At 55.4% G+C, this 26487-nt stretch carries 29 protein-coding genes; 11 read left to right on the forward strand and 18 right to left on the reverse strand.

Features of this window, described 5'->3' with window-relative positions:
* Positions 1 to 2: 2 nt before the first annotated feature.
* A complete protein-coding gene (locus IEW12_RS06330) occupies positions 3 to 383 on the reverse strand; it encodes a tautomerase family protein (RefSeq protein ID WP_188565088.1) in 381 nt (126 codons plus the stop codon).
* A 5-nt stretch (positions 384 to 388) separates the two neighbouring features.
* Complete coding sequence (locus IEW12_RS06335) at positions 389 to 745, reverse strand: carboxymuconolactone decarboxylase family protein (RefSeq protein WP_188565089.1); 357 nt, start codon at positions 743 to 745, stop codon at positions 389 to 391.
* Positions 746 to 861: 116 nt separating this feature from the next.
* On the opposite strand from IEW12_RS06335, the gene IEW12_RS06340 reads away from it, so the two are divergent.
* Both IEW12_RS06340 and IEW12_RS06345 read left to right on the forward strand, forming a co-directional pair.
* Positions 862 to 1794, forward strand: coding sequence for a LysR substrate-binding domain-containing protein (locus IEW12_RS06340; protein WP_188565090.1), 933 nt, complete (start codon positions 862 to 864; stop codon positions 1792 to 1794).
* 149 nt (positions 1795 to 1943) lie between these two features.
* A complete protein-coding gene (locus IEW12_RS06345) occupies positions 1944 to 2984 on the forward strand; it encodes an MBL fold metallo-hydrolase (protein WP_229750949.1) in 1041 nt (346 codons plus the stop codon).
* Positions 2985 to 3093: 109 nt separating this feature from the next.
* On the opposite strand, the gene IEW12_RS06350 is transcribed toward IEW12_RS06345, so the two are convergent.
* Entirely contained in the window at positions 3094 to 3579 is a 486-nt protein-coding gene (locus IEW12_RS06350; RefSeq protein WP_188565091.1) for an SLATT domain-containing protein, read from the reverse strand.
* Positions 3580 to 3867: 288 nt separating this feature from the next.
* Here IEW12_RS06350 and IEW12_RS06355 point away from each other — a divergent pair, with 288 nt between their 5' ends.
* Entirely contained in the window at positions 3868 to 4137 is a 270-nt protein-coding gene (locus IEW12_RS06355) for a hypothetical protein (protein ID WP_188565092.1), read from the forward strand.
* A 64-nt stretch (positions 4138 to 4201) separates the two neighbouring features.
* Here the strand turns inward: IEW12_RS06355 and IEW12_RS06360 are convergent, their stop codons facing one another.
* Positions 4202 to 4894 carry a M24 family metallopeptidase gene (locus IEW12_RS06360; RefSeq protein WP_188565686.1) on the reverse strand — a complete coding sequence of 231 codons (693 nt, stop codon included), beginning with the start codon at positions 4892 to 4894 and terminating at the stop codon, positions 4202 to 4204.
* 282 nt (positions 4895 to 5176) lie between these two features.
* On the opposite strand from IEW12_RS06360, the gene IEW12_RS06365 reads away from it, so the two are divergent.
* The 4 genes from IEW12_RS06365 to IEW12_RS06380 all read left to right on the forward strand — a co-directional run bounded on the left by IEW12_RS06365 (position 5177) and on the right by IEW12_RS06380 (position 9009).
* Positions 5177 to 6145: a GlxA family transcriptional regulator gene (locus IEW12_RS06365; RefSeq protein ID WP_188565093.1), complete on the forward strand. Its 969-nt coding sequence runs from the start codon at positions 5177 to 5179 to the stop codon at positions 6143 to 6145.
* Between the two features lie 140 nt (positions 6146 to 6285).
* Entirely contained in the window at positions 6286 to 8028 is a 1743-nt protein-coding gene (locus IEW12_RS06370) for a PAS domain S-box protein (RefSeq protein ID WP_188565094.1), read from the forward strand.
* A complete protein-coding gene (locus IEW12_RS28990) occupies positions 7967 to 8248 on the forward strand; it encodes an Lrp/AsnC ligand binding domain-containing protein (RefSeq protein WP_268237227.1) in 282 nt (93 codons plus the stop codon). The genes IEW12_RS06370 and IEW12_RS28990 overlap by 62 nt, the downstream gene beginning before the upstream one ends.
* 452 nt (positions 8249 to 8700) lie before the next feature.
* Complete coding sequence (locus tag IEW12_RS06380; RefSeq protein ID WP_229750950.1) at positions 8701 to 9009, forward strand: hypothetical protein; 309 nt, start codon at positions 8701 to 8703, stop codon at positions 9007 to 9009.
* Between the two features lie 284 nt (positions 9010 to 9293).
* Here IEW12_RS06380 and IEW12_RS06385 read toward each other — a convergent pair whose 3' ends face one another.
* A complete protein-coding gene (locus IEW12_RS06385) occupies positions 9294 to 10349 on the reverse strand; it encodes a class I SAM-dependent methyltransferase (RefSeq protein ID WP_188565096.1) in 1056 nt (351 codons plus the stop codon).
* Between the two features lie 510 nt (positions 10350 to 10859).
* On the opposite strand from IEW12_RS06385, the gene IEW12_RS06390 reads away from it, so the two are divergent.
* A complete protein-coding gene (locus tag IEW12_RS06390; protein WP_188565097.1) occupies positions 10860 to 11297 on the forward strand; it encodes a universal stress protein in 438 nt (145 codons plus the stop codon).
* A 129-nt stretch (positions 11298 to 11426) separates the two neighbouring features.
* Here the strand turns inward: IEW12_RS06390 and IEW12_RS06395 are convergent, their stop codons facing one another.
* The 6 genes from IEW12_RS06395 to IEW12_RS06420 all read right to left on the reverse strand — a co-directional run bounded on the left by IEW12_RS06395 (position 11427) and on the right by IEW12_RS06420 (position 16041).
* Entirely contained in the window at positions 11427 to 11939 is a 513-nt protein-coding gene (locus IEW12_RS06395; RefSeq protein ID WP_188565098.1) for an acyl-CoA thioesterase, read from the reverse strand.
* 4 nt (positions 11940 to 11943) lie between these two features.
* Positions 11944 to 12744, reverse strand: a complete 801-nt coding sequence (locus IEW12_RS06400; RefSeq protein WP_188565688.1) for an ABC transporter substrate-binding protein — start codon at positions 12742 to 12744, stop codon at positions 11944 to 11946.
* A gap of 374 nt (positions 12745 to 13118) precedes the next feature.
* Entirely contained in the window at positions 13119 to 13304 is a 186-nt protein-coding gene (locus IEW12_RS06405) for a hypothetical protein (RefSeq protein WP_188565099.1), read from the reverse strand.
* A gap of 195 nt (positions 13305 to 13499) precedes the next feature.
* Complete coding sequence (locus IEW12_RS06410) at positions 13500 to 13832, reverse strand: thioredoxin family protein (RefSeq protein WP_188565100.1); 333 nt, start codon at positions 13830 to 13832, stop codon at positions 13500 to 13502.
* Between the two features lie 106 nt (positions 13833 to 13938).
* The gene (dkgB, locus tag IEW12_RS06415) at positions 13939 to 14745 is read right to left on the reverse strand and encodes a 2,5-didehydrogluconate reductase DkgB (RefSeq protein WP_188565101.1); all 807 of its coding nucleotides are present in this window, start codon (positions 14743 to 14745) and stop codon (positions 13939 to 13941) included.
* Positions 14746 to 14829: 84 nt separating this feature from the next.
* The gene (locus IEW12_RS06420; RefSeq protein ID WP_188565102.1) at positions 14830 to 16041 is read right to left on the reverse strand and encodes an MFS transporter; all 1212 of its coding nucleotides are present in this window, start codon (positions 16039 to 16041) and stop codon (positions 14830 to 14832) included.
* Between the two features lie 192 nt (positions 16042 to 16233).
* Between IEW12_RS06420 and IEW12_RS06425 the strand changes: the two genes are divergently transcribed.
* On the forward strand, positions 16234 to 17124 hold the full coding sequence (locus tag IEW12_RS06425; protein ID WP_188565103.1) for a LysR family transcriptional regulator: 891 nt from the start codon (positions 16234 to 16236) through the stop codon (positions 17122 to 17124).
* Between the two features lie 82 nt (positions 17125 to 17206).
* A complete protein-coding gene (locus IEW12_RS06430; protein WP_188565104.1) occupies positions 17207 to 18511 on the forward strand; it encodes a hypothetical protein in 1305 nt (434 codons plus the stop codon).
* 110 nt (positions 18512 to 18621) lie between these two features.
* On the opposite strand, the gene IEW12_RS06435 is transcribed toward IEW12_RS06430, so the two are convergent.
* The 5 genes from IEW12_RS06435 to IEW12_RS06455 all read right to left on the reverse strand — a co-directional run bounded on the left by IEW12_RS06435 (position 18622) and on the right by IEW12_RS06455 (position 22377).
* Positions 18622 to 19317, reverse strand: coding sequence for a dienelactone hydrolase family protein (locus tag IEW12_RS06435; RefSeq protein WP_188565105.1), 696 nt, complete (start codon positions 19315 to 19317; stop codon positions 18622 to 18624).
* Between the two features lie 213 nt (positions 19318 to 19530).
* The gene (locus tag IEW12_RS06440) at positions 19531 to 19938 is read right to left on the reverse strand and encodes a nuclear transport factor 2 family protein (protein WP_188565106.1); all 408 of its coding nucleotides are present in this window, start codon (positions 19936 to 19938) and stop codon (positions 19531 to 19533) included.
* A 74-nt stretch (positions 19939 to 20012) separates the two neighbouring features.
* The gene (locus IEW12_RS06445) at positions 20013 to 20420 is read right to left on the reverse strand and encodes a VOC family protein (RefSeq protein WP_188565107.1); all 408 of its coding nucleotides are present in this window, start codon (positions 20418 to 20420) and stop codon (positions 20013 to 20015) included.
* A 157-nt stretch (positions 20421 to 20577) separates the two neighbouring features.
* Positions 20578 to 21399, reverse strand: coding sequence for a YciI family protein (locus tag IEW12_RS06450; RefSeq protein ID WP_188565108.1), 822 nt, complete (start codon positions 21397 to 21399; stop codon positions 20578 to 20580).
* A gap of 66 nt (positions 21400 to 21465) precedes the next feature.
* A complete protein-coding gene (locus IEW12_RS06455; RefSeq protein WP_188565109.1) occupies positions 21466 to 22377 on the reverse strand; it encodes a LysR family transcriptional regulator in 912 nt (303 codons plus the stop codon).
* Between the two features lie 103 nt (positions 22378 to 22480).
* On the opposite strand from IEW12_RS06455, the gene IEW12_RS06460 reads away from it, so the two are divergent.
* Positions 22481 to 23251: a sulfite exporter TauE/SafE family protein gene (locus IEW12_RS06460; protein ID WP_188565110.1), complete on the forward strand. Its 771-nt coding sequence runs from the start codon at positions 22481 to 22483 to the stop codon at positions 23249 to 23251.
* A gap of 21 nt (positions 23252 to 23272) precedes the next feature.
* On the opposite strand, the gene IEW12_RS06465 is transcribed toward IEW12_RS06460, so the two are convergent.
* Complete coding sequence (locus tag IEW12_RS06465; protein ID WP_188565111.1) at positions 23273 to 24679, reverse strand: DUF1501 domain-containing protein; 1407 nt, start codon at positions 24677 to 24679, stop codon at positions 23273 to 23275.
* Between the two features lie 10 nt (positions 24680 to 24689).
* Positions 24690 to 26465: a DUF1800 domain-containing protein gene (locus IEW12_RS06470; RefSeq protein WP_229750951.1), complete on the reverse strand. Its 1776-nt coding sequence runs from the start codon at positions 26463 to 26465 to the stop codon at positions 24690 to 24692.
* Positions 26466 to 26487: the final 22 nt, after the last annotated feature.

Raw genomic sequence — 26487 nt, forward strand, 5'->3', positions numbered from 1 at the left:
ATTTAAACGGCCTGCACACCCTTGCTGAAAGACCAGTCATCCATCGAGGCCGTGGTGTTGACGACGATCATCACATCCTCTGGGCGTATACCCGGTGCGGCAGCCAGCAGCTCTACTGCGCGCTGGTAAAACGCCTGCTTGGTGGCAGAATCCCTGGGGCGGCCGGCGGTGATGTGGATCAGCACAAAATCCTCTGAGCGCGGCCCGCCGCCGTAGTCGCGATCAAAAATCAGTTCGCCCGGCTGCAGTTGATGGATGATCTGGAAGCGGTCAGCCGCCGGCACCTTGAAGGCTTCGACCATCGCCTGATGCAGATTGTCGGCGAGCGCCCTCAGATATTCGGGCGATTTACCTTTGTGAAGAGAAATACGGGCATAGGGCATGGTGTTTACTCCTGTGAGATTATCGGCTTGGTGCCGGGGTTGGAAACAAACGTTCTTAATACACCGACCGCAGAGGCCGCTGTCGGCCAGCCGGAATAGAAGGCCAGGTGGGTAATCAGCTCTACCAACTCTGTCTGGCTAAGACCATTTTCCATGGCCTTGTTCAGATGAAAAGGCAATTGCTCGCTGCGATTCAGTGCCACCAGCGCCGACACGGTGACCAGGCTGCGCTCACGCGGGGATAGCACATCACGCTGCCAAACATCGCCGAACAGCACTTGATCGGTCAGCTCGGCCAGCTTGGGGGCGATATCGCCCATCAAGGCCTGCGCAATGCCGGGTGTACCGTGACTGTTATTCATTTGCCTGCTCCGTAGAAATTAGCGTGGTTTCATTGACAGCTCTAAGATACAGGCCTATCGTTATCCATAAAATCAGATAATTTTGAATCAATGATCCACAAAAACGGGATGATTACATGCACAGGATCACTTTTGACCTGGATGTCTTGCGCAGCTTTGTCACCGGCATAGAGCTGGGCAGCTTTGCCAAGGCCGCCGACAAGCTGGGGCGCTCCACCTCTGCCGTCAGTGCGCAACTGAAGAAACTGGAAGACCAGGTGGATGCCCCCATTTTGCGTAAGGCCGGCCGCGGCCTGGTGCTGACGCCTGCCGGGGAAACCCTGCTGGCCTATGCCCGCCGGCTGCTGGAGTTAAACGATGAAGCGGCCACTGCGCTGCGCGGCGTGGACCTGGAAGGATGGATCAGGCTGGGCATGCCTGAGGATTTTGGCGAGCGCGTTCTGACCGATGTGCTGGGCCGCTTTACGCGCGCGCACCCCAAGGTCAGGATAGAAGCCAAGGTGGCCCGCCATGCCATATTGCTGGACAGCATAGCCAGCGGCAATCTGGATCTTGCGCTGACCTGGGACGCCGGCGTACCCATTCCTCAATCGGAAACGGTGGGCGAATTGCAGTTGCGCTGGATAGGCCCGGCCGGCAGCGCTGCATTGCCCAAGCCGACCGTGCAAGATCCGCTGCCGCTGATCGCATTCGAAGCGCCCTGCCTGATGCGCACCGCAGCAACGGCCGCGCTGGACCAGGCCGGCATTCCCTGGCGCATTTCATTTGCCAGCCCCAGCCTGAGCGGCATCTGGGCGGCTGTCGCAGCGGGCCTGGGCGTCACCGTGCGCACGGACATCGGCCTGCCCGCCAATCTGCAGGTACTGGGACCCGACATTTGCCCGCTGCCTGCACTGCCCACCTTGGGCCTGATCATGTACCGCGCCGAAGATAATCCCAGCCCCGCCACGCAGTTGCTGGGCGAAATCATGCTGGATGCGATACAAAGTCCATCGCGCCCATTGCGTGCGTCAAAGCCAGCACCGCTGCTGCGTGTGGCAAGCAGCTAGGTCCAGGGACCAGGAGTATAGGTATGTGTAGCAAGCTGCGCAGCGTACCAAAAATTCTTCGCAGTTGAAACCGCTCACAAGATAGCGCGTTGCACCTGATATTTTTTGACTTACACTGGAAAACGAAAAACAAAACAAAGGAGACAGACTTGGACACGCATCCTGCTTCGGAAGTCATTACCCGGACCCTGGACGCTGCGCTGGAACGCACGAAAGCTGCGATCAGGATAGCGTTATGCATCATAAGCGTTCTCTGCATTTGCTTTGCCCTACCTATACCGGCACATGCACAAGCACGGCCAAGCACTTCACAAATTGAGGCCCCTCGTCTGGAACTGGTAGTCCTCGGCTCCGGTGGCCCGGGAGCGACAGGCCGCGCCGGCTCCAGCTATCTGGTGCTGCTGGACGGCGTGCCGCGCATCCTGGTCGATGCGGGGCCGGGCTCTTTTGCAAGGCTGGGAGAGGCGCACCTCTCTTTATCGAAGACCGACATCGTACTGCTGACGCATCTGCATATTGATCATGTGGGTGAATTGCCGGGACTGTTCAAGGCCCGCGCGGTATCTACCGGCGAGGCAATCAACTTCCGCGTTTTTGGTCCAGAGGGCAGCAACGGCAAGCCGCACAAGCAAGGCGATGCCTCCTTTCCCTCCACCAGCCGGTTGATGCACCTACTGTTCGACAAGCAGGGAGCCTATGGCTATCTGAAGGATTTTTCTGCGCCCGTCAGCATACAGGCAACGGATATCAGTACCAGGCTGCAGTCGAAACAAAAGCCGCAGTTACTGCTCAATGAAAACGGCCTGAGGATACAGGCAATAGCAGGACATCACCGCGATGCGCCCGCAGTGATCTACAGGATTGACTATGGGGGAAAAAGCATCACCTTCAGCGGAGATATCGATGCGCAGGGGCTGGCTGATCTGCGCGCGATCGCCCAGGATACCGACCTGCTGGTATTCAATACCGTAGTGCTGGACCCGCCGGGCTCACCATCCGTGCTATACACGCTGCACACGCCGCCTAAGGCTATAGGCGAAGTGGCGCGGGATGCCCATGTTGGACAGCTATTGCTTAGCCATATTTCTCCCGCGGTTGAAGAAGACAATGCAGAGGTGGAGGCCTCCGTCGCAAAGGCGTTCACGCGGCCTGTGACTTTTGCTGAAGACGGGTTGAGGATATCGCCTTGACAGGCAAACCGGCAGCAAGCTGATCCGATATGAAAGCCTGAGATGCCTGCGATGGTACTGAAGAATGCAGACCCCGCAATCACTATTGGATTGCCGTCACTTCAGGACGTTAAGGTCCCTTTTCCTGCTCGAATACCATAGTCTTTTCAAAATGGCGCCATACGCGGGCAGGCAGCATGGGGCTCTCCTCCCGCAGCTTGCCCCATGACTGTTCTATCGCAGCCAGGGCATCCAGCGTTTCCTGCTCCGTTGCGTGCGGGAAGCTTGCCAGCATTTCTATGCGGTGGGTCAGATTGGCAAACCGGGCGCCAGCCAGCCTGTGCTTTTCAGCCAGCTCCGAGTATTTAAGAAAAGTTTGCAGGCCCGTGAGCGCCGCAGCAGTCACGCTGAGCAGACCGGTGAGGATGCGTATTTCAACGCTGGCCTCTTTGGATAAACCAGCAAACACAGCCGTCCCCACAATCGCGCTCAATGCGATGGCGGGTAGGCCCAGCCATAAATGCAGGCGCTGGAATTGCCTGGCGCTTTCATAGTGGCACAGTTGCACACGGTGATTACGGAAATGCCATTGCGCGATGAGTTCAGACGGCGACATAGTTTTTCTTCCGGTTAGCCCTGCACCGAAAACAAACGGCTGCCTCATTCTGAATGAGCCGGCAGATGGCCCAGGTGAGGCATCCTAAGCTATCCATCTTCAAAAAAATTGTCAACAAAACACCTTTACAAGCAAGCAAACCTGTCTCTATTCCGCCATCGCAGCGATTTCCCAACGGCCATTCACAAAGCCAACATTTACTTACAAAGCCATTTTTTAGCGAAGCAATCGGGTTACACGGCCATGTTTAAATAAGCCATCGTATAGAAAAAGAGCGAGGCAATTAACATGACCGGAACCGCATTCTTTGAAGCAGAATTTTTCGTGCTGCTGGTGTCGTCCTTCATCGCGCCCTTTTGCATCAACGCCTGCGTGATATGGAAGCAAGCCATTTCGCGCAAGGTGACCTGGCTGTCTGGCAATGGTCTCTTGATATCGGAAATATCCGTCGCTCCGTATCTGGTGCCGGCAGTGTTTGCAGGTATAGGCGTGAGCCTGATTTCACATGGCCTGATCACGAATCTTGACGATGCCGAGAAAAAAATTGAACGCATCTAACACGGATCGCAGGCGCATCCTGTCTGTGTCGATATAGAATATGCTTTAGCCGGCCCCAGAGATCTTATAGGCGTTTATAGCTTGCATCGTCCAGCAGCATATCTTCAAAGAACGCACCAAAGCGTTTTTGCGGATCGAGCAAATGGATCTCCAGTATCCAGCGCATACTGGCAGGGCTGGTCTCAAAATCCGCCAACGAGCCGGTGTGGATCGCTGCATGCGGAAAATCGGAAACGCGGTGGCCCGGCAGATCAAAGTTCAGTTCCCAGCCCATGCTTTTGGCTTGCTGTTCCGCGTACTGGTATAGCCTCTGTCCGCTGATCTTTTCATTCAGCCACACCTGGCGCACTGCATGGAATAGAGCTTCGGCATCTGCAGCACAGCGCAGGTATTCCTCATTACTGCCAACGACAAAGGATGCGCCGCCATCGCCCTCCCAGGATTCAAAACGCGGAGCGATGTCGATAAAAAAAATGTCATCCTTTTGCAGAACGACGCCGGGCAAGGATGCCTGCTTCATCGGCTTGATGGTATTGCTGCCGAAACGTACCCGGGTTGGATGCCAGCTTAGCTGCAAGCCGGAATCAATCAGGATATTCCTCGCCATCGTAACCGCATCTTCCTCCACCATGCCCGGCCTGACGGAAGCTGCAATATCGCGTATCGCCTGCCGGGTTTTACCCCTGGCCTGCAACATGCCTTCAACGGAAAAAGCCGGGCCTACGCGCTCGGCGGGATTGAGTGTAGTTGGTGTCATCATGTGCATCCTGAAAAATGAGAGAAGAAGTGTTTGCATTGCTGTCTGCATTATGGAAAATTCCAGGCTCAGGCCCAAGGGCGGTGCAGGCCTGAAAACGGACAGCGATAGAGGAAATACTGCCAACACAAGCAAAATGCGCAATTACCTGCCATTCAGGGTGAAATTCCTGCCAGCACTGCATCGGCTTTTGCACTGGCTGGCGCGCTGGAGTATTGTTAGAACTCATTTCACCCCTATTTGCGAAATGAGTTCTAGATATCTTTACTCAAGGTAGATCAAATGCCGACTGTTGCGCTGCTTGCCTTCCCCGGTGTCCAGGCGCTGGATGTGTCCGGGCCACTGGATGTGTTTTCTGAGGCGAACCGCTTCCTCACACAGGAACACCAATACCGGCTGGAGTTGCTGGGTACCGAGCGCGGTCTGATGTCCTGCTCCAACGGCATGCCGATTGCGGCGCACCGGCATTACAGCGAAGCAGTTGAAAGCTTTGACTTGCTGCTGGTGGCCGGTGGGCCGGAGTTGCCGCGCCAGCCCAGGGATGAAGCGTTGTCTGCGTGGCTGCAGGCGGCGGCAAGGCGCAGCAAGCGCCACGGCTCTATCTGCAATGGCGCCTTCCTGCTAGGACATGCCGGCCTGCTGGAAGGAAAAAGAGTGACCACGCACTGGAACGACGTGGCGGCTCTCGCCCGGATGTTCCCGCAGGCCACAGTCGATGGCGACCGCATCTACCTGCAGGATGGCGACTTGTTCACATCCGCCGGGGTTACTGCCGGTATCGACCTCTCGCTCTACCTGCTGTCCGCAGACTGCGGTGCCGAAGTGTCGCTGCATGTTGCCAAGCGCTTGGTCGTCTTCACGCAGCGCCGTGGCGGCCAGAGCCAGTTCAGCCCTTACCTGACCCCTTACGTGGAAGAAGGATCGCCGGTCAGCACTGTGCAGCAGTATGTGCTGGCGCATCTGGAACAAGAATTGAGTGTGGAGAGCCTGGCGGCCATCGCCTCCATGAGCCCGCGCAATTTCGCCCGTGTCTTTGTTCGCGATGCCAGGATGACGCCCGCGGAGTTTATAGAAAGCGCCAGGCTGGATGAGGCGCGCGTGCTGCTGGAGTCGACACCGGACCCGCTAAAGCGGGTCGCGCACCGCTGCGGATTCAGCAATGTGAACCAGATGCGTTCCGTGTTTGTAAAACGGTTGGGTGTCACGGCAAAACAGTACAGGGATAATTTTGAGGGCTTTAAGAAGGGCTAAAGCCGATTAACATTCAAATTGGCAGTGCAAGTGTTAATAAGCCTACGTAACAAAAAACAAACATAAACGCCCCATACAGGCAAAAAATTAGTAGAATCAAAAAAAAAAACAACAATCTGCGCCATCCCAAGGACCACGCAATGATCGACTATCAAGCCCTGTTTGAAGCGACTCCCGGCGCCTACCTTATCCTGAATCCCGAACTGACCATCGTCGCTGTGAACGACAGCTATCTGAAAGCAACGCTCACTGTCAGGGAGGACATCGTTGGTCGCCCCCTGTTTGAGATTTTTCCGGATAACCCTGCAGATCTGAACGCCGATGGCGTCAGCAATCTGCGCGCCTCGCTGCTTTCAGTCCTGAAACACAAAAAACCCGACACGATGGCAGTACAGAAATACGATATTCCAATCGGCGACGGAAGCAGCTTTGAAGAGCGCTACTGGAGTCCAGTCAATTCTCCGGTGCTGGATGCCAACCGCGAGGTCTGCCTGATTATCCACCGTGTGGAAGACGTGACCAAGTTCATGCAAACCAATATGCGGCGCGAAGAACAGAAATTGCTGAATGAGTCGCTGCAGATGCGGGCCGATCATGCAGAAACGGAAATGTACCGCAATGCCCATGCCTTGCAGCAGACCAACAAGCAGCTCAGTGCGATCAACGAGGCCCGGTCTCAACTGGCAGCCATCGTTGACAGTTCAGATGATGCCATCATCAGTGAAAACATGGACGGCCAGGTGACGAGCTGGAACCGGGGCGCGCAACTGCTGTATGGCTATACCAGTGAAGAAGCTTTGGGCAAAACCATGGCATCGCTGACAGCCATAAAGGGTTTCACTACAGAACGGCACACGCTGGAAATGCGCATGCTGGAGCGCATACGCAACGGCGAGCATATCAATCACTTTGAACTGCAATCGTCGCGCAAGGATGGTTCACAGGTGACGGTCTCCGTCACCATGTCACCGATTCCGAATTCCGAAGGCAGCATCATCGGCGCATCCAAAATCGCACGCGACATCACCGAGCGTAAAGCCGTGGAAAAAATGTTGCGGGATCAGAGCGATGAAATATCAAAAAAAAATGCGCAACTGGAAATCGCCAGCAATATGAAGTCGGAATTTTTGGCTAATATGTCGCATGAGCTACGCACGCCGCTCAACGCGATCATGGGTTTTTCTGAAGTGATGCGAGATGGCCTGCTGGGCGAGGTCAGCCCGGACCAGCGCAAATATCTGGGCAATATCTATAGCAGCGGCGAGCATCTGCTGTCGCTGATCAATGACATCCTGGATCTGTCAAAGATAGAAGCGGGCAAGATGTCCATCGATTTTGAGACCGTGGATATCGTCGCTCTACTGCACAATGCGCTGGCCACCGTCACTGAAAGCGCAGCCGCAGAACGCCTGCGCTTACAACTGGATATTGCCGAGGCGCTGGGCCAACACGCAATAGTAGTACGTGCCGACTCTCGCATGCTGAAACAGATGACGTATAACCTGCTATCCAACGCCATCAAGTTCAGCAATGCCGGCAGCGTGGTCAAGATAAAGGCAGAGGTAGTGCCCCAGCTACAGGTGGGAAAGGCAGACAGACACCGGGACTGGGCCTTGCGCGCCATTCCCTTGCCTGACCAGACATTCGACTCCTATCTTGCACTGAGCGTGGAAGATGGCGGAATCGGCATACCCTCCTCCAGCCTGGACAAGCTGTTCCAGCCGTTCAGCCAACTGGAGACCGGCGTAGAAAGAAAATTCCAGGGTACGGGTCTGGGCCTGGCCATGGTCAGGAAGCTGGCCGAGCTGCACGAAGGGACGGTTGCCGTCTGCAGCGCCGAAGGGCAAGGCTCATGCTTTTCGGTGTGGCTGCCACTGCGCTGACCTCGCTCGGCATAACACAAGCACATTTCAAACACGAATATCAGCATGGCTGCTGCTGGCCGGGGAATTTGATTATTTGCTGAAGATGCGCGTCAAGGACGTCGACGCCTTCAGCCGCATGCACGTCAAGACGCGGTTGAAGCTACCCGGCGTGCGTCAGTTACGGTCTTTTTTTGTACTAAACGAATGCAAGATCGATGCACCCATGCCGCTGGACTAAAACGAGAAAATAAAATACGTAGTATTTTTACAACAAATTAAATTATTTTTTGTTAATAAAGTACCGTGCACCGAGCCATTTAGCCGCTCTTTTGTTAAATATGGTTGCCGCCAAGAATGATACTTGAAAGATAACTTTCTTTGACACATGTAATTATTTTGTAAATTACCTATAGAGCAACGCCATCCGAATAATATATTTAACGTTCTATAGAGGAAAACTATCGCAAGAATGGCTTGAATTAAGGCTGCGCGAGGTTTTTTCTGTGCGGTAACTCACCTAAACAATGTTCTGGTTAATTTTACATTCTCTAACAATGTTCCGTCATCGGAACTTAGTAAAGTGCAATATTGCATATACAATAAAACCGTTGACCCAATGGTATTAGCCGGATCAACGGTTTTATCCGAGAGTAAACATCGACTTATAGCGAGGCAATTATGACAACATTGATGGATCTTGATTCTGATGACATCAAGTACGATCCGAACCACCTGCTGGATACGTTAATCAAGCAACTGCATCTCAAAAACGATGCGGCCTTATCCAGGGCACTGGAAGTTGCACCTCCAGTCGTCAGTAAAATTCGGCATCGCCGCCTGCCGGTAGGCGCCTCCCTGCTGATACGCATGCATGAAATCAGTGACCTCAGCATCAAAGGGCTGCGCGAACTGATGGGTGACAGGCGCACAAAGTTCCGGATCAGCGACAAGCAGTTCAAACCAAAGCAAGAAGGTAGTTCCTCAGCAGCAATGCATTGATTTAGATACGTCCGTGTCCCCCTGGGACTGAGGCATTCGCTGATTGGGGTACAGACTTGGCCAAGTTTTTTTGGTTGAGGTGCGCCGGCGAATAAATCAGTCCTGCTTTTCTCGCCAGCTTTTGCTCGCTTGACCTCGTGCGGCTTGAGCTCGGCATATTTTGCTCTGCGTAGCGAAGAATGCAAGCGCGCTTGATTACACCTACCAAACAACAGTCGCACCGGCATCCGGCATCATTGCGGTTCGGGCTCCCTTTATTTCCTCGCTATCCCGGCGCTAGTCCGCTATAACCTAGCCTCGAATACCAGATTGAACGGCGTTTGCGTGGCACGGCGGAAATGCGGAAAACCTCCCTTGTTGGTCACTTCCCGCAGGCGCGCTTCTCCTGCCTGCGCACCCAGGCAGGCAGCGCCTTCCTGCGAGCGCGACGCGGGTGTGCAAATGAAGCTGGACGCGGAATAGAAGATACGACCGACTGGATTCAGATTGTCTTCCAGTGTGTCGTTGGCAAAGGGTTCGACGATCATCCAGGCCCCATCCTTGCGCAGGCTTTGCTTGACATGCGTTGCAGCACCGACCGGGTCGCCCATATCGTGCAGGCAATCAAACACCGTCACCAGATCGTAATTGCTGCCCGGGTATTCCTTCGCCGATGCCACCTCAAAATCCACCCTGTCCTGCACACCTGCGTCCTTGGCGGCCGCACGTGCATGCTCTATCGACGGCCCGTGATAGTCGAAGCCGATGAATGTCGATTGCGGATAAGCCTGCGCCATGATGATGGTGGAAGCACCATGTCCGCAGCCGACGTCGGCCACCCGCCCACCTTGCTGCAGCCGCTTCTCCATGCCCTCCAGCGCCGGTATCCAGCTACTGACAAGATTGGCTGCATAGCCTGGGCGGAAGAAGCGCTCGGTGCCGTGGAACAAGGCCGCATCGTGCTCATGCCATCCCACACCCAGCCCGGTCTGGAAAGCCTTGGCCATCTTGGGTATGCTTTTAAACTGATCTACCGCCACCTGGAAAGCGCCGGGTATGAAAGCCGGACTACCTTCCATCGCCAGCGCGAAGGCTTGCTCCTCGGTCATGCTGAAGGTTTTATCCGCAGCGTTATATTCCACATATCCGCTGGCAGCCTGCGCCGATAGCCACTCCAGCAGATAACGTACGTCGGTGCCCGTGCGTGCCGCCAGTTGCGCTGCGCTCATAGGCTCTTCTGCCAGCGCCTTATATAAACCCAACTGGTCGCCGACAACAATGGTTGCAGCATGCAATACGGCTCCAAGGTCGTGCACAAAATTACCCATGAAGGCATTCAGCTTCTCTTCATTAATAGCCATTTCAAACTCCCCTGCGTTGTATCGATTAAAAAGTACCGATTAAGACTCTTGTCTTTGCTCGGGTCTATATGCGACGCGCGAATGGGCGAGCTGGCTGGACGAGCAGCAAAGCTGCCTTGGCGGGATCCCAGGCCCAATCGCGATTTGCTGTGAGCCGGGTATTTTCAACACTTCTTTTAACGAGCTGCAGACATAGCTTCGTCAAAGCCGGAGTGCGCCGCACGCGACGCAAATTGCATGAAACTTATGCGATCAACAAGCGTGCACTCCTGATGCAAGCGTAGTGAGCAGAACCTGAAACATCAAGGTATCTTTGCCATGATCTATAGCGCAATATTTCCAGCCTGCAGGAACACGGCCATGCTGCTGGCAAGCTGCTATCAATGTGAAATCTCTGGAAATCTCTGGATATTTTCCGTCGATACACTATTCTTCAAAATGAGATCTGGATGAATAACAAGAAGCATCAAAGCTTAATCACCTATTCGCAAAGAACTCAGGAGGAAGACCATGTATACCCATATCCTGTTGCCTACCGACGGCACCCCATCGTCCAAAGACGCGATACAAAAATGTATGCGTTTTGCAAAATCGCTAGGCGCCAAAGTCACCGGCCTGCATGTAGTGCCGCAATACCATATGTATAGCTACCAGCCGGAAATGCTGGATGACACCAGCGAAAAATTCACCAAGGAATGCCAGGCCCAGGCAGAAAGATATCTGACGGACGTAGAGCTGGAGGCCAAGGAAATGCGCGTTGACTGCGACATCCTGATCCTGACCAACGACCATCCGTATGAAGCCATCATCCATGCTGCAGAAAACCGGCATTGCGATTTGATTGCAATGGCCTCGCATGGCCGCAAAGGCATCAAAGCGCTATTGTTAAGCAGCGAAACCCAGAAAGTACTGGCACATAGCAAGATACCGGTATTGGTGTACCGCTAGCAAATAAAAATCCCCGCAACGGCGGGGATTTTTTTGGCATACGTGGATTGCCGTTACAAAGACGTAATACTTCTTTTCGCACAATCAACGGCATCAACGGCATTAGCGGCATTAGCGGCATTAGCGGTATCAGCGGCCGGGATTGCCGATTGCTTCCAGCGCATCGTCCCAGCGCTGCAAATGCGCCGGCTTCTCTTGCACCGGATCACCCAGCAATTGATGCGGAGGCACCGTTATTGCCCCCTTCTTGAATTTCATCTTGACCATCACTTCACCGCGCTGCTGTTCCCCTGAAAAAAACACATGAGAAAAATAGGCGTGCTTGCCATCAGCAAAAACGATGGCAGTATCTACCCTGACGCGGTTAAACAGGCGGATGGGCTTCATGAACTTGACCAGCTGCGAGGCATTGACGAAGCTGATGCCGTCGCGCAGCATGGTCGTAATCAGGCCGGTGCGTATCAGGAAATCCAACTGGCAGGCTTCCGCCAATTGGAAATATTTATCACTCTTCAGCGTTGCGATTCCTGTATCCAGCGGGGAGATCAGGAAATGCGATGCTATACAGGAATCGGCACCAGTGCTGCGATAGCGGAACAGTGCCTTGAAGATGGTGAGCAGATTTCTGAGCAGGCCTGACATCGGCTTACTCGAAAAAATCGGAACAGATGGCTGCCGTTCCTGCGTGCACTTTCAGCACCTGAAGATTCGGCGTCAGCGGGGCGACTTCAGCTCCCTCTATGTGATGGCGCTGCAAGGCTTTTCCCACAAAGCCGCTGCGTTTCATCTCTTCGACAAAATCGCTCAAATAGGCCAGCGCGGCATCCCGGTTTTTCGGCATCGCCATCGCCTGGCGGATTTCCATAAAGCGCCCATCCAGCAAACGCAGGCCGGGAACGCGCTTCGCATCTGCCTGCAATTGCTGCCGGACCCCGGCTGCGACTTCCATTTTCTGCTGCATGAAGATGTCGATCACTTGCGGCGAAGTCGGAGCGCGCAGCAACTCGGCCTCCTTCAGTTCGCGGCTCAGATACAAGTCATATGCACTGCCCTTGCCCACCACGACCCGGTTGCCGGGCTTGTCCACCTGCTCATTAGTCCGTATCGGGGAATCCTGGCGCACCATGTAGGCGCCTTCTATGACCACATAGGCGCCGGTGAAGAGCGTATCTTCTGCGCGTTTTGGGTCTATCGCATAAAACGCAATATCTACGCTATTGGCAGCAACCGCTGCGCTAACTTTGCCCGCGGCATCGAAAGTGACCAGTTCCAGCGGCACATCCAGGCGTTTCGCCAGCTCCACGGCAAGATCGACCGACACGCCAGCTGGCTCGCCCGTGGCGGCATCCTTGCCCGCCAGGATGGGGTTGCCATAGTTGATCGCCGCACGCAGCTTGCCGCCGGGCGCCAAGGCATTGACGACGGTGAGCGGCACTTTGGCCGGCATTGTGGGTTGCGTAGTGCAGGCTGCTGACGACATCACGACGCCGGCGAACAGTACTGCCCTGACTGCAAGCGGAAATCGCATAGGTGCTGCCTCCTGTTTATTGTTTTCATTGTTTCAGGTCCGGGTATTCACATTAATCCCCTGCTAGCATACTACGTCACACGACTGTCTGTATGAACACCTCTTTTATGAATGAACAATCAGGCTGGGATTGGAATTCATTTTACAAATAAGAAGCCGCCGGGAGCATATGCTGTCGGCGGCTTACTGACGATTACCTGAAGACCACAGAATGACTACCTTAAGGGTTATCAGCTCCGCAGTGTGAAATTAGCAGACTACAGCTTCCGTCCAGTTCGATATCAACGCAAAAACTATGAGCGTTCCACTAGCGCGATATGTCCCGGCAGTTTGAAGTAGGAGCGGCCGTGCGGCAGTTGTATCTTGATGTGAGCGTATTCCCATTCAATTTCATTCGCTTCGGCGGCGGCCTTGGCTGTCCTGATAGCGGCTTGCATCCACCTGTGTGCGGGTGCTCTTTGTATATTTATTGTGATCATGATTTTCTCATCGAAAAATGTTTCGATTACTTCCGTCTTGCCTGGAACGTAATGCCGCATCGATGGATACGGTAAGAAAATCATATTTTGCCTGTGACGGCAGAGATATCAGCCGCTATGCAGCGCCGCTGTAGGAAAAACGGAATCAGCAGTGTAGCCTTTTACCCGGATCGAAGATGTGGCCGAAGACGCGGCTCATGCAACAGCGTCTATCTGTTTCAGGGCCAGGTTGATGTCATTGATATCGACCGGCCTTACCAACCGGGAAACTTCCTTGCCGTGGTTTAAAAAGACCAGCGTAGGCCAAAGTTTGACCCCGAAGGAGCGCCCAAGGCGGCGGCCACTGCCGTCTTCTATTTTCAGGTGACTGACGTGCGGATGCTCATCCAGCGCTTCGGCAATCAGGGGTTGCGCGGCACGGCAATAGCCGCACCACGGCGCACCGAATTCGATGACGGCGGGGCCATCCAGCGTATCGATATCGGCGCGTTTTGGTTCCGTTGCTGCATAGGTGTCATTCATTGCCATGATGTCTCGCTCCCAGTTGGTTAGGGCCCAATTCTTAATATTGTTTCCTATATTCTATGCCAAATCTGTTCGCTGTTTCACCCAGGCACGCGACACCTCGCCGGCATCAATCCCAGGCTGGCGCCAGGCCTTCCGGGCTGGTCAGGCGCTGGCTACGTTCCAGTGCTGCGATCTGCGCCATCTCATTCTCAGATAGACGCAATTGCTGTGCCTTCAGGTTGCTTTCCAGGTTGGCGCGTTTGGTCGATGACGGTATGACCGCATAGCCAAGCTGCATCGCCCAGGCCAGCACCACTTGCGCCGGTGTCGCCTGATGGGTGCCGGCAATTTTCTGGATCACAGCATCCTGCAATACCTTGCCGTAGGCCAGCGTCATGTAAGAGGTCACGGTTATGCCCTGGCTGCCTGCGAATTCGGCCAGCTTGCGATTTTGCAGATAGGGATGCAATTCTATCTGGTTGGTCGCGATCTCTTTTGCACCGACGATATCAATGGCCTGCTGCATCAATGCAACGGTAAAGTTGGAGACGCCAGTCTGGCGTGTCAGACCCTGCGCCTTGACTTGCTGCAATGCTGCCAGGCTGTCCGCCAGCGGAACTGCCGCATTGGGCGAAGGCCAGTGAATCAAGGTCAGGTCCACATAATCGGTGCGCAGTTTGGCGAGACTTTCCTGCAGGCTTGGTACTAAGGCGTCGCGGCCCAGGTTCTCTGTCCATATCTTGGTGGTGATAAATAACTCACTACGGGGCACGCCGCTTTCTGCAATCGCCTGGCCGACTTCGGCTTCATTGCCGTAGATCTGGGCCGTATCAATCACGCGGTAGCCCAGTTCCAATCCGGTTTTGACGGAATCGATGACGGTCTGGCCTTGCAGGCGGAAAGTGCCGAGGCCAAAGGGTGGGATGTTGTTCATGGTATTTCCTTTATCTGCTTATTTTGTCTATTTACTTTGACTACTTGTTTGCAAAGCAGGCAGCCGTGCCCACCCTGCTGAAAACTAGTGCCCGACGACCATATTGGATTTCTTCGCCCCGGCAACCTGCGGGATAGGATTGCGTTTATCCAGCACGCCGCTCCATGCCGTCAGGCCCAGTGCGCCCAGCACAACCAGCGCGCCTATCCATGGCGTATGCATCAAGCCCAGGTGTTCCACGATCAAGCCGCCACCCCATGCACCGCCGGCGATACCGACATTGAAGGCCGCAATATTCAGGCCGGAAGCCACATCCACCGCACGTGGCGTGAAGTGTTCAGCCTGCTGCACCACATACACCTGCAAACCCGCGACGTTGCCAAAGGCGACTGCGCCCCACACCAGTACGGTGGCCACGACCAGCCATGGATGCGGTGCGGTGAAGTTCAGCACCAGCAATACCAGCGCCAGCAGGGAAAAGATGATCTTCAGGGCGCCTATAGGGCCGCGCTTGTCTGCCAGCTTGCCGCCCCAGATATTGCCGACCGCCACCGACACGCCGTACACCAGCATCACCAGGCTGATCGCATTGGCGCTGAAGCCGCTGATGTCCTGCAGGATGGGAGCCAAATAGGTGAAGGCGACAAAAGAACCGCCATAGCCGACCGCCGTCATCGCATATACCAGCAACAGGCGCGGCTGGCCCAGCACCTTGACCTGGTCCATCAAGGAGGCAGACGCAGAGCTCTTGATCGTGGAAGGCACAAAGATCAGGCTACCGATGAAGGCAATAATGCCCAAGGCGGAAACCGCAAGGAAAGTTTCCCTCCAGCCGAAATGCTGGCCGATGAAGGTGCCCAGCGGCACGCCGGTCACCAGGGCTACGGTCAGGCCGGTGAACATGATTGCAATCGCGCTGGCTGCCTTTTCTTTGGGTACCAGGCCGGTGGCAATAGTGGACGCAATGGAAAAGAATACGCCATGCGCCAGACCGGTCAGGATGCGGGCTATGATCAGCGATTCATAACTCGGCGCTTTCCAGGCCAGCAGATTACCCAGCGTGAACAAGACCATCAGCGACAGCAGCAAGGTCTTGCGTGCGACCTTGCCGGTCAATGCGGTCAATACAGGTGCGCCGATCGCGACACCGAGTGCATACAGGCTGACCAACAGGCCTGCAGAAGGCAGGCTGACGCCAAGGTCGCCGGCAATGGTAGGGATAAGGCCAACGATGACGAACTCCGTCGTTCCGATGGCAAAGGCGCTGATTGTCAGCGCAAGTAAGGCAATGGGCATGGCAAACTCCACAATAGATTGAGACACCGCTGCGCTATGAATCCAGCCTGTGAGTCGTCCAGCCTGTGGCTGGTTTCTTGCGAATCACTTGCTTTGCAGCAGTCCCTAGAGGACAACAGGCGCAAGTGTCGCCGTTTTCGCTTTTGAGAAAAATACCGTGCTGCGCAGAAGATATTTGATTAAAATTCAATAATGAAGAGCACATTAGACGAATTGCTGGCATTTGTAACCGTGGTGGATAGCGGATCGGTGACGGCAGCGGCGGAACAATTGGAGCAGACCGTATCCGGCATCAGCCGCGCTCTGGGTCGCCTGGAAGAAAAGTTGCAAACAACGCTACTCAGACGCACCACGCGCAAACTGGAGCTGACCGAGGAAGGCGGCGTCTTCCTGGCGCAGGCGCGCAAGATACTGGAATCGGTAGACCAGGCGGAAGAACAGATGGCGATACGCCGCCAGCGCCCATCCGGCCGCCTGCGCATCAATGCCGCTGTGCCCTTCATGTTGCATGTAGTGGTGCCGCTGGTGGAGGGCTTCCGGCAAGCCTATCCGGAGATAGATCTGGAACTGAACACCAATGACCTGTACATCGACCTGCTGGAGGAGCGTACCGATATCGCGATCCGCATCGGCACGTTGCGCGATTCCACCTTGCATGCCCGCCCGCTGGGCCACAACCGCCTGCGCGTGCTGGCCAGCCCGGCCTATCTGAAGCGGCACGGCAAACCCAAGACCGTGGACGACCTGGCGCAGCACAGCCTGCTGGGCTTTACCCAGCCCGAATCGCTGAACCAGTGGCCGCTGCGCCATGCACAAGGCGACCGCTATACCATCAGCCCCAGCCTGCAAGCCAGCAGCGGCGAGACCTTGCGCCAGTTGGCGCTGGCGGGCCAGGGCATCATTTGCCTGGCCGATTTCATGACTCGAGCCGACCGCAAGCGCGGCGACCTGGTGCAATTGCTGATGGACGACACGGTGGAAGTGCTGCAACCCATACACGCGGTGTACTACCGCAATACGCAACTGGCATCGCGGATTACCTGTTTTCTGGATTATGTGGCGGAGAGGATGGGGGAAGAATAATTGTTGTTTGCAGCGAAAGATTTTAATGTTATCGTCTTATCAACTGATGAAATAGTAAGCTTTCAATCTCCCTGCTACTCTCATGACAAAAAATTTACTCCTGCTTTCCCTCCTGGGCCTGAGTTATCTGGTGCCCTCCTATGCTCTCGCAGTGGAATCTCCAGCCGAACCAGCCGCTCCCCGCACCATCAGGCTGCTAGAGTTGAGAAAAAGTGAGGCCAAGCTGCAAAAGGCGGAATCTTCATTGAATGAAAATTCGCGCGCAAAGAATCTTCAAATAGCCACGCAATTGCAAATGCTGGGGACAGACAAATCTTTTGTAGGCAATACGGAAGGTGCGATGCAAGACTTTAGTCGAAGTGATCGCATCTATTATGACGACGATGCCGAGCGAAGCAAGAAATCAGGGAAGGCGGATACATCCGCTCAAACAGATTCAGTGGATGAGATCATCCAAAATAAAATTGCACCGGCAATAGCGGAGGACGCGCTGACGGCAATCCTGCGCGAAGCTCGTGGCAAGCAAGTGGTTATTTTAAATGAAGCACACCATGTTCCGATGCACCGCGCTTTTGCGATGCTACTGGCAAGGGAGTTGCGAAAAATAGGCTTTGAATACCTGGCCTGCGAAACCTTTCTTGGCGAGGATCTTTCCCCTCTTGCCAAAAACTACGTGAATGACCGCACTGGCTACTACACAGCAGAGCCCATGTATGCAAACTTCTTGCGAGACGCGATAAAACAAAACTGGAAGTTCATCAGCTACGAAGCTTCATTGCCACTGGCAAATCAGCGCGAATCCAAACAGGCAAAAAATCTCGTCGATAGAATTTTCAAAAAAAATCCAAAAGCAAGGGTTTTCATTTATGTTGGATATAGCCACGCCAACGAATTTCCAGAGGCGGTATCGGACAACGATGAATCGAAGATGGCGGCACAGTTGAAAAGGTTGACTGGCATTGATCCTTTGACGATAGATCAAACTACCTTGTTCCAGCAATACGACACGCAGCGCCAGTTTGATCTCTATCAGGCGGCACTGAAGAAACAGCCGGGCAACAAGGCCTTTGTCCTGATGTCAGGGGAAAACACCTACCTCAAATTAGCCATACCCGAAGCACGCGTTGATATGCAGGTAGTGCATCCTGTCTATCGCATAGACGCCAAGACCGGTCGACCCAGTTGGCTAAGCTCTATGGCAGGCTTCACGCCCTACCCCATCCCCAAGGAACTACTTCCAGAAAAAGGCCAGCGCGCAATCTATGCCTACCACCTGAAAGACCCGTTGGATGCGATACCTGCCGATGTGATTGTCGTAGAGGCTGGCAAGCCTGTTCCCAAGCTGATGCTGCCGAAGGGTGAGTTCCGTTTTGCCGTCGAAGATTAATAAGTAAGCAGCAAACCCTGCCGGTAAAACTATGCGCGCAAAGCGTTTTATCACGTTTTGCACGCATCTCCGGCATTGCAAGAAATGCCTTGGCAAAAACCCTTTAAGGCCTAGAAAAGATGCTTCTTGAAAAAGGCATCGGTGCGGCCATTCGCCAGCTCGGCCGCGCTTGCATCATAGTGATTGCCGCCTGGGCGGGCAAATGCGTGGTTGCAACCGGGATAGGTGTGCACTTCTGCATGCGAATTGGCTTTTAACGCTGCATTGATCGTTGCCTGTGCTTCCGTGCCTATATACTCGTCCGCACCGGCCAGGTGATACAGCAAAGGACGTTTGATATTGACGCTCTCCTGGATGTATTTTTCGGTGCTGCCGCCATAATAGGCGACGAAAGCGTCCGCATCGGCGCGCGCTGCAGACAGGAAAGTCATCAGGCCGCCCAGGCAATAGCCGGTGACGCCGACCTTGCCGCTGGCACCCGTCATCGTGCGGGCCGCAGCGATGGTAGCCGCCACGTCCTGCACACCCTTGTCGAAGTCATAGGCGCTGTAAAGGGCAAAACCCTTGGTCCAGTCGCCTTCCTTGCTCTCGGACATGTCCAGCCCAGGTTCGGCACGCCAGAACAGATCTGGCGCAACCGCGATATATCCTTTGGCGGCATAGGCATCGGCAATGCTGCGGATACCGGCGTTGACGCCAAAGATCTCTTGCATCACAACGATAACAGGCGCGACGGCGGCGCTTGGCCGTGCCACATAGCAATTAAAACTGCCATCGGCAACCTTGACGGTAAGCGTTTCTTTCATGCGGTACTCCCTGGTTAAATTTGACGAATGCTCCACCATCATAGAGGCGGGCTTGCTGCGGTTCAAGGAGCCTGGCTGCCTAAACCTACTTGAGGCTGCCAGCTCCCTGGAAAGAGATGGGAGGCATTGCACTGGTGCGGGCTCTCCCAGCCCTAATGATTACACATTGCAGGAAAACCGGTTGGAAGCTGTCAAGATCGGCCAGCAGAGAGTCTATTCCTGGTGGATGATAGTCCCTTGATGAAACACGATCTTCCACTGCTGATCTGCGCGCGCCCAGATTGTGGATCGCCGCGTCTTGCGCTTGCCTTGCAGCAAAATATAGTTGAGCAGGTATAGATTGTCGGCGAGCTGCTGGCATTGGAAGTCCGACGTCGTCCATGCATCGTCATGCGGCGCCGCATGCCGCCTCTCGAGTTCGTCCAGCACAAAACTGCGGCTATAGGCCTGGCCGGATGCACCTATTTCCCAGAAATCGTCCACCATCATCTTCTCAAAATCGGCGCGCGATGTACCCCACTCCGGCCTGTGGAATATGGGCTCGCGGCTGATGAGTTCCTGCAAGATCGCCGCCAGTGCGGGATCGCCTGCAGTGTGCAGATATTGGCTGGTTTTGGTCATGCTTTGGTGAATAGAAACCATGCAGAGGCCATGCCAGGCAGGCACGGCCTTCACTGCATCAGCTTATCAGCTTACTAGTGCGGGCCGGATGCGGCTGGATCCATGTACATCAGCTCCCAGATATGTCCATCCAGGTCTTCATAGCCGTGGCCGTACATGAAACCATAGTCTTTCGGCTCGTTCGGCGTCTTGCCGCCGGCAGCTACTGCCTTGGCGACCATCTCATCAACCTGAGCGCGGCTTTCGCAGGACAGGCAGACCAGTACCTCAGTGCTCTTGCTGGAATCGCAGATGTCTTTCTTGGTAAAGGTCTTGAAGAATTTTTCCACCAGCAGCATCACGTAGATCGTATCGCTGACGATCATGCAGGTGGCATTTTCATCGGTGAACTGGGGATTGAAGGTGTAGCCGAGGTGAGTAAAGAATTCGACCGACTTGTTCAGGTCTTTTACCGGCAGGTTTACAAATATCTGGGTAGCCATTACTGCTCCTTAAAAAGGTTTAAATGTTTTGATCAAGGGCTGGAATTCCATTTTTACTGCAAATTCTCATGCCGCTCATACCTACGACGAACGGTCCACGCCGGAATCGACACGGTCTGACAAGATTTTTTAAATTTTTTTGAATGTACACCCTGCTTCAGGCTGGCAAGTCCGCAGCAACATCAGCAGAAGTGGCGGCTCCGGGTATCAGTGCTGCAGCTTTTTCTGCCTCTTGCTGCACTTGGCGAATCTCCACCTGCGCGTCTTCAATGAAAGGATAGGGATAGGTTTTGACCCAGTCTATCGCATCGGCAATGCTTTCCTCTTGCAGCAACCAGTAACCGGCGATCAATTCCTTGGTTTCACTGAACGGGCCGTCCAGCACGAATGGCTTGCCACCAGCAAACTTCAGCCGGGAGCCGCTGGCTGTCACTTGCAAGCCTTCAGCCGCAAGCAGCCTGCCTGCCCGGATGCCCTCTTCATTTCTTTTGGCCATGGCGGCCAGTACCTGGTCGCTGGGGATGGCGCCGGTTTCGGCCAAAGGATTGGCTTTCAGCAGTACTAGGAAGCGCTTGTGCACCTGGTTTTGCCCCACGTTCACCACTGACTTCTTTAGTCCAATACCCTCCAGCCCGCCGGGGCAGCCGCCGCCGCGTACTTCCAGCGTCATGTCGTGGGGTTGCGCGGGCCAGCGCTCCAATGCCTCGATCAACTCCTGCTTTGATGCGGCTTCCATCATGCTGAAGCCGGCGACCAGCTCATTTTCTTCGGAGAAAGGCCCTTCGTAAATGCTGATACTGCCATCGTGAAAATTGACGCGTACCGCCTGTTCGCTGGGGTGCAAGGCCATCCCCGCACAATGGATGCCGGCTACCTGCAATTGCTCTTCAAAGCCTTCCATCGCCTCCAGCATACCGGCAGCAGGAAGAACCCCGGCTTCGGTGTCCTGATCGGTTTTTCTGATTACCATGAAACGCATCGCGGTCTCCATCATTAAAATTTCGCCAAGATTAACAGACAAACATCGCCGCGCAAAATTGTCGTTCTAGTTAGGAGTAATCCTAAGCGTATCCACCAGTTCTCTCGCATAAGCCGGCAAATCGTCGTACTGCCTGACACAGATCAGCAGGCGGCGCATGGCCCAGGTATCGCTCAGCCGCCACTGCCGTATTGCCATCGTCTTTTTGTAGCGCGCAGCGGCAGTGGCTGGAATCACTGCGATGCCTATGCCGCTTTCCACCATGCGGCAGATTGCATCAAAACTGCTCAGGCGCAGCCGGTAATGCAGGCGCTGTCCCAGCCTTGCCGCATGCTCGCCTATATGCTGCTGCAGCGCACTGTCGCCAGCCAGGCCGATAAAATCATGTTGCAGGATGTCCTCGAAGGCAATACTGCGTTTGCCTGCCGACGCTTGTGCTGTCTTTGTCATTGCATGCCCCGGTGCAGCCACGACGACCAATTGATCATCCCGGAAAGCAAAGGTCTGCAGATTGCCGCTGGCAACGGTATCGGCGATGATGCCCATATCTGCCTGCCCATCCGTCACAGCCTGGACGATGTCATAACTGAGCCGCTCTTCCACGGCGATATTCACTTGCGGATGCGCCTGCATATAGCCGGCCAATGCTTCCGGCAGGAACTCCATCATGGCCGAGGTATTGCACAGCAGGCGCAGGTGCCCTTTCAAACCCTTGGCATAGTCGCCCAGGTCACCTCGCATCCTGTCCATTTGCTGCGTGACGACCCGCGCATGATGCAGCAAGGTACGGCCGGCATCAGTCACCTCCACGCCGCGCGGCTTGCGAAACAACAGCGGCACGCCGAGTACATCTTCCATGCCGCGCAGGCGCGCACTGGCCGAGGCCAGCGCCAGGTGGGAACGCTCTGCACCGGACGTGATGCTGCCGGTCTCGGCCACATGCAGGAATAGTTGCAGGTCAGTCAGGTCAAAGCGCATCGGCCATCCTGTAAAAATAGGTTGTCAGCCTTCGCTTTATACGTAGGCATGCTGAGTTTATTCCAGATTTTCAAGTTATGCCAGGAATGGCAGACTACCCGGCATGGACACACTCTCTTCACTTTTCGTGCCGGATACTGCGCATAGCCTGCTGCTGACCAGCCTCGTATTCGTACTGGCGGGCACCGTCAAAGGCACTATAGGCCTGGGCCTGCCTACCGTCGCCGTGGGCCTGTTAAGCCTGCTGATGTCGCCGATGGAGGCTGCGGCCTTATTGATCGTACCTTCGTTTTTTACGAATGTTTGGCAATTACTGGCGGGACCGGACTTTTCGGGCCAGATACGGCGCATGTGGCCCATGCTGCTCGGCGTTTGCGTGGGCACTTTCGCCGGTGCGGCGCTGTTTCCCGATGTCCATGCAGAGTGGGCGGCTGCCGGGCTGGGGTTGGCCCTGATCGTGTATGCGCTGATGGGCCTGGCGTCGCTGCAATGGCGCATCCCGGCGCTGGCAGAGCGCTGGCTGGGGCCGCTTATAGGCGCGCTCACCGGCATAGTCACGTCGATGACCGGGGTGTTCGTGATCCCTGCCGTGCCTTTCCTGCAGGCGCTGGGCTTGAACAAGGATGACTTGGTGCAGGCGATGGGACTGGCCTTCACCGTTTCCACGGTGGCGCTGGCGGTCAACCTGGCCTTTGCAGGAGCTTTTCATGCGGACCGCGCCGGAGCATCCTTCTTTGCACTTTTCCCCTCGATGGCCGGAATGATGCTGGGCCAGTGGCTGCGCAACAGAATGAATGCCCTCGTGTTCAAACGCTGCTTCTTCGCCGGCATGCTGGTACTGGGCGGCCATTTCATCTGGGGATTCTTCGCTTAAGAATCTCCCTTGAAAATTCCGCTATACGAAGCCCAGATTGCGGCTGCTGAGGTTGTAATTACTCAGGTTAGGCAACAGGCTGAGCAGATCGGTATCCGAAGCCCCCAGCCATTTCCCCAGGGTTGCCGCATACTGGTCCACCGATGTGCTGGGCAACAGCCTGCCCTGCCCTACGTCGTCTGGCCCATCATTGGCAACCGCCGGTGGCGTACCGTAAATGCGCTGCCCCTTGACCGCGCCTCCCAGCATGAAATGCATGCTGCCCCAGCCGTGGTCTGAGCCATCGCTGTTGACGGTCAGCGTGCGTCCAAAATCGGAGGCGGTGAAAGTCGTGACCTTGTCGGCAATACCGAGCTCTACCGTGGAGTTATAGAACGCAGACACCGCATCTGCCACGCTCTTCAGCAAACCCGGATGCACGGTGGATAAGCCGTCATGCGTATCGAAACCGCCCATGGACACAAAGAACACCTGGCGCTTGGCGCCTATTGCTTTTGCGCTGGAAATCATGCGGGCCACCATCTTCAACTGATCGCCCAGGTTATTGGATGCCGGGAACGGTGTCGTTATCTGCGCCGCTCCGGCAAGTGCGGTACTGAGTATGTTATTGGCGCTGATGGAACGGTTCGTTACGCGGGTATATTCGTTTTCCAGCAGGTGCGCGCGCGGCTGCGTCACCAGGGTCTGCAGCGCCGAGCTGGCGGCGGACGAACCGAACAGCGGCGTCTGCAGCGCATTGAAAGGCACGGAACCGCTGGTGGATATCTGATACTGCACCGCCGTCTTCCCTGACAGGAAAACCGCATTGCCGGATACATTGACGCAGGTAAAAGTGGTATTGCCGTTACCGGCCACGAACAGGTCGCCCATGCGCCCGCCCCAGCCAGAGGCTGCACCTTCCGGTGCCGAAGACTGCCATACCGATTGCTGGTCGTTATGCGAAAACAGCTTAGGCGGCAAGGCGACACTCTTGCTTGTATATTGCTGCTTGGTAGTAGGTTGCACCAGCGTGCCTACATTCAGCATCACTCCCATTTTGCCGGCATTAAAGATAGGCAGCAGGGGTGCCAGTTCAGGCGCCATTGCATATTGGCGGCTGAAGCCGGCGGCATCTACCGGCGCTACCGTCGGCACCAGCACCGTGCCGGTCAGGCTGTCGCGGGTATAGGCCAGCGTGGGGCGCAGATTATAGTAGGCGTTGTAATTACCACTGTCATACGGAATCAGGGTATTGCCGTAATCATTTCCTCCGTATAAAAACACACAGACAATGGCCTTGTAGTCATCGGCTGCGGCATTCGCCGCAGAGGCCTCGGCCATCGCTGCGAGGTTCAGTGCCCACGGCGTTGCCACACCGGCCACCGACATCGCAGATGCACGCTGCAGAAACGCGCGGCGGGACACATTCATCGTTGTAGATTCAGTCATGATGGGCCTCTTATTTTTGTACGATGAATTCAGGCGCTGCCAGCACCAGCGTCAGCGCGGCATAAATGCGGTTATTGCGCCGGGCGTCAGTGCCTGTGGGCATCGCGTTGATAGCGCCTACCATCAGCGCAAGATTGCTGCTGCCGACCTGCCCTGCCGCCAGCACGGTGTTGATTTCGTTCAGCAGCGCCTGAGGATTGTCGGCCAGCGGCAGCAGGCTGCTGTAGTCTGCCTTGACGTCGCTGATGCCCTTGCTGACGGCACGCTGCATATAGTTCACGTAGCCGACTACCGAAGATTCATTGGTAATCTGGAACTCTGGCGCTTCCAGGGAGGCTGCAGCAATCGCGCTATTCGGCGGTACATAGCCGGGCCGGTAAAAATTGAAAACCGACGGTGAACGCAAGGGACTTTGCGCCAGCCGGGTGGAAGGGTCTGAGGTATCGCCGATGATCCAGGTATCTGCGGCAGAACTGGCGCCATACGCGCGAGCCCATGCGGTGAAGCGCAATATCGGTTCACGCAGCTTGCCGAAGGAAGGTGCAGTCGTATTAGCAGCGGCCGGTGCAATGCGGGCCTCCGTATCCAATAACAAGGCACGGATGACTGCTTTCAGGTTACCTTTGACGCCGCTGCCGTCGTTGTTGAACACCGTGGCTATCCGCGCCACATAGGCCGGGCTAGGATTGCTGGTCACCAGCTTTTGTATCAGCTGGCGGCTAATGAAGGGGGCGACATTCGGCTGCGCAAAGATCCAGTCCAGAGCGGCCTTCATGCTGGCAGCGCCATTCAGGCCGGCCGGCAGGGTAGTTCCAAGAAAGCTGGAGGCACCGGTTTCATGGCGGCTGGGGATTTGTATCATGGGCCGGCGCAGGAAATCCGGCGTGCTCGCATCGTGGCCTGCCATGTCGAAATCCCAGCCGGTGAAAACGCGTGCCAAGCCTGTCACATCATCCTGGCCGTAGGTATCCTGCGTGGCGCCATTTACCAGTTTCGGCGTGCCGTCCAGATTGAGCTGCTGCAGGCCTATGGTGAATAGCTGCATCAGTTCGCGCGCATAGTTTTCATCCGGTTGCGCGCCGGTGCTGGTGTTGTATTTGACATTGCCGCGGAAGGTCAGGAACTGGCCCATAGGCGCGCTGGTGGATATCTGACCCAGCAGCGTGCGGTAGTTGCCAAAGGCATTCGCTTCCAGCAGATCCAGGTAGGCAGCAGCAGAAAATGCGCGCCAGCCAGAGTTAACCAGGCCGTCTATGGCTACCACGGTAATTTCAGACAATGCAAGCGTGATCCGCTGGCGTAAGGTATCGGAAGAACTGAGCAGTTTGCGCCATGCGCAGGAATCGAAACCGGCTTCGGTATTGCGATAGGTAATCGCATTCATCCCCTTGGCTACCAGCCAATCCCAGCGCGACATGGAAGCCGGCAACGCAAACTGCGCATCCAGCCAGCCGGCGTAACCAAGCTGCTGCACCTGCTGAATCTGCGCGCGGCTGGCGCCCATTGATGCCTGCGCCAGGAAACGGGAGGCGTCTGCATCCGAGATCGTTGCCACCGCTGCGGCACCGACGCTAAGACGCGGTGCGGCTTCCAATTGGCTGGCCTGGACTGCCATGCTCGCGGCATCTCCTCCACCTCCGCAGGCTGCCAGCAGCAAACTGGAACTAAAACCTGCGACAGCAGCTGCGCTGATCGTGTTATCCGCAGGCAGTGCTCGCGCGACAACAGACGCGTTTGCAACACTGTCTTCGGCCCTGATATCTTGTTCTGATTCCAAGCTAACCATGGCACTTCCCTCAATTTTGATA

Source organism: Parundibacterium terreum, from assembly GCF_014636315.1.
Lineage (GTDB): Bacteria > Pseudomonadota > Gammaproteobacteria > Burkholderiales > Burkholderiaceae_D > Undibacterium > Undibacterium terreum.

Coding starts and splice junctions, on each gene's coding strand:
- IEW12_RS06330 (WP_188565088.1), bottom strand. CDS start 383: ATGCCCTATGCCCGTATTTCTCTTCACAAAGGTAAATCGCCCGAATAT.
- IEW12_RS06335 (WP_188565089.1), bottom strand. CDS start 745: ATGAATAACAGTCACGGTACACCCGGCATTGCGCAGGCCTTGATGGGC.
- IEW12_RS06340 (WP_188565090.1), top strand. CDS start 862: ATGCACAGGATCACTTTTGACCTGGATGTCTTGCGCAGCTTTGTCACC.
- IEW12_RS06350 (WP_188565091.1), bottom strand. CDS start 3,579: ATGTCGCCGTCTGAACTCATCGCGCAATGGCATTTCCGTAATCACCGT.
- IEW12_RS06355 (WP_188565092.1), top strand. CDS start 3,868: ATGACCGGAACCGCATTCTTTGAAGCAGAATTTTTCGTGCTGCTGGTG.
- IEW12_RS06360 (WP_188565686.1), bottom strand. CDS start 4,894: ATGACACCAACTACACTCAATCCCGCCGAGCGCGTAGGCCCGGCTTTT.
- IEW12_RS06365 (WP_188565093.1), top strand. CDS start 5,177: ATGCCGACTGTTGCGCTGCTTGCCTTCCCCGGTGTCCAGGCGCTGGAT.
- IEW12_RS06370 (WP_188565094.1), top strand. CDS start 6,286: ATGATCGACTATCAAGCCCTGTTTGAAGCGACTCCCGGCGCCTACCTT.
- IEW12_RS06380 (WP_229750950.1), top strand. CDS start 8,701: ATGGATCTTGATTCTGATGACATCAAGTACGATCCGAACCACCTGCTG.
- IEW12_RS06385 (WP_188565096.1), bottom strand. CDS start 10,349: ATGGCTATTAATGAAGAGAAGCTGAATGCCTTCATGGGTAATTTTGTG.
- IEW12_RS06390 (WP_188565097.1), top strand. CDS start 10,860: ATGTATACCCATATCCTGTTGCCTACCGACGGCACCCCATCGTCCAAA.
- IEW12_RS06395 (WP_188565098.1), bottom strand. CDS start 11,939: ATGTCAGGCCTGCTCAGAAATCTGCTCACCATCTTCAAGGCACTGTTC.
- IEW12_RS06400 (WP_188565688.1), bottom strand. CDS start 12,744: ATGCCGGCCAAAGTGCCGCTCACCGTCGTCAATGCCTTGGCGCCCGGC.
- IEW12_RS06405 (WP_188565099.1), bottom strand. CDS start 13,304: ATGATCACAATAAATATACAAAGAGCACCCGCACACAGGTGGATGCAA.
- IEW12_RS06410 (WP_188565100.1), bottom strand. CDS start 13,832: ATGGCAATGAATGACACCTATGCAGCAACGGAACCAAAACGCGCCGAT.
- dkgB (WP_188565101.1), bottom strand. CDS start 14,745: ATGAACAACATCCCACCCTTTGGCCTCGGCACTTTCCGCCTGCAAGGC.
- IEW12_RS06420 (WP_188565102.1), bottom strand. CDS start 16,041: ATGCCCATTGCCTTACTTGCGCTGACAATCAGCGCCTTTGCCATCGGA.
- IEW12_RS06425 (WP_188565103.1), top strand. CDS start 16,234: ATGAAGAGCACATTAGACGAATTGCTGGCATTTGTAACCGTGGTGGAT.
- IEW12_RS06430 (WP_188565104.1), top strand. CDS start 17,207: ATGACAAAAAATTTACTCCTGCTTTCCCTCCTGGGCCTGAGTTATCTG.
- IEW12_RS06435 (WP_188565105.1), bottom strand. CDS start 19,317: ATGAAAGAAACGCTTACCGTCAAGGTTGCCGATGGCAGTTTTAATTGC.
- IEW12_RS06440 (WP_188565106.1), bottom strand. CDS start 19,938: ATGACCAAAACCAGCCAATATCTGCACACTGCAGGCGATCCCGCACTG.
- IEW12_RS06445 (WP_188565107.1), bottom strand. CDS start 20,420: ATGGCTACCCAGATATTTGTAAACCTGCCGGTAAAAGACCTGAACAAG.
- IEW12_RS06450 (WP_188565108.1), bottom strand. CDS start 21,399: ATGCGTTTCATGGTAATCAGAAAAACCGATCAGGACACCGAAGCCGGG.
- IEW12_RS06455 (WP_188565109.1), bottom strand. CDS start 22,377: ATGCGCTTTGACCTGACTGACCTGCAACTATTCCTGCATGTGGCCGAG.
- IEW12_RS06460 (WP_188565110.1), top strand. CDS start 22,481: ATGGACACACTCTCTTCACTTTTCGTGCCGGATACTGCGCATAGCCTG.
- IEW12_RS06465 (WP_188565111.1), bottom strand. CDS start 24,679: ATGACTGAATCTACAACGATGAATGTGTCCCGCCGCGCGTTTCTGCAG.
- IEW12_RS06470 (WP_229750951.1), bottom strand. CDS start 26,465: ATGGTTAGCTTGGAATCAGAACAAGATATCAGGGCCGAAGACAGTGTT.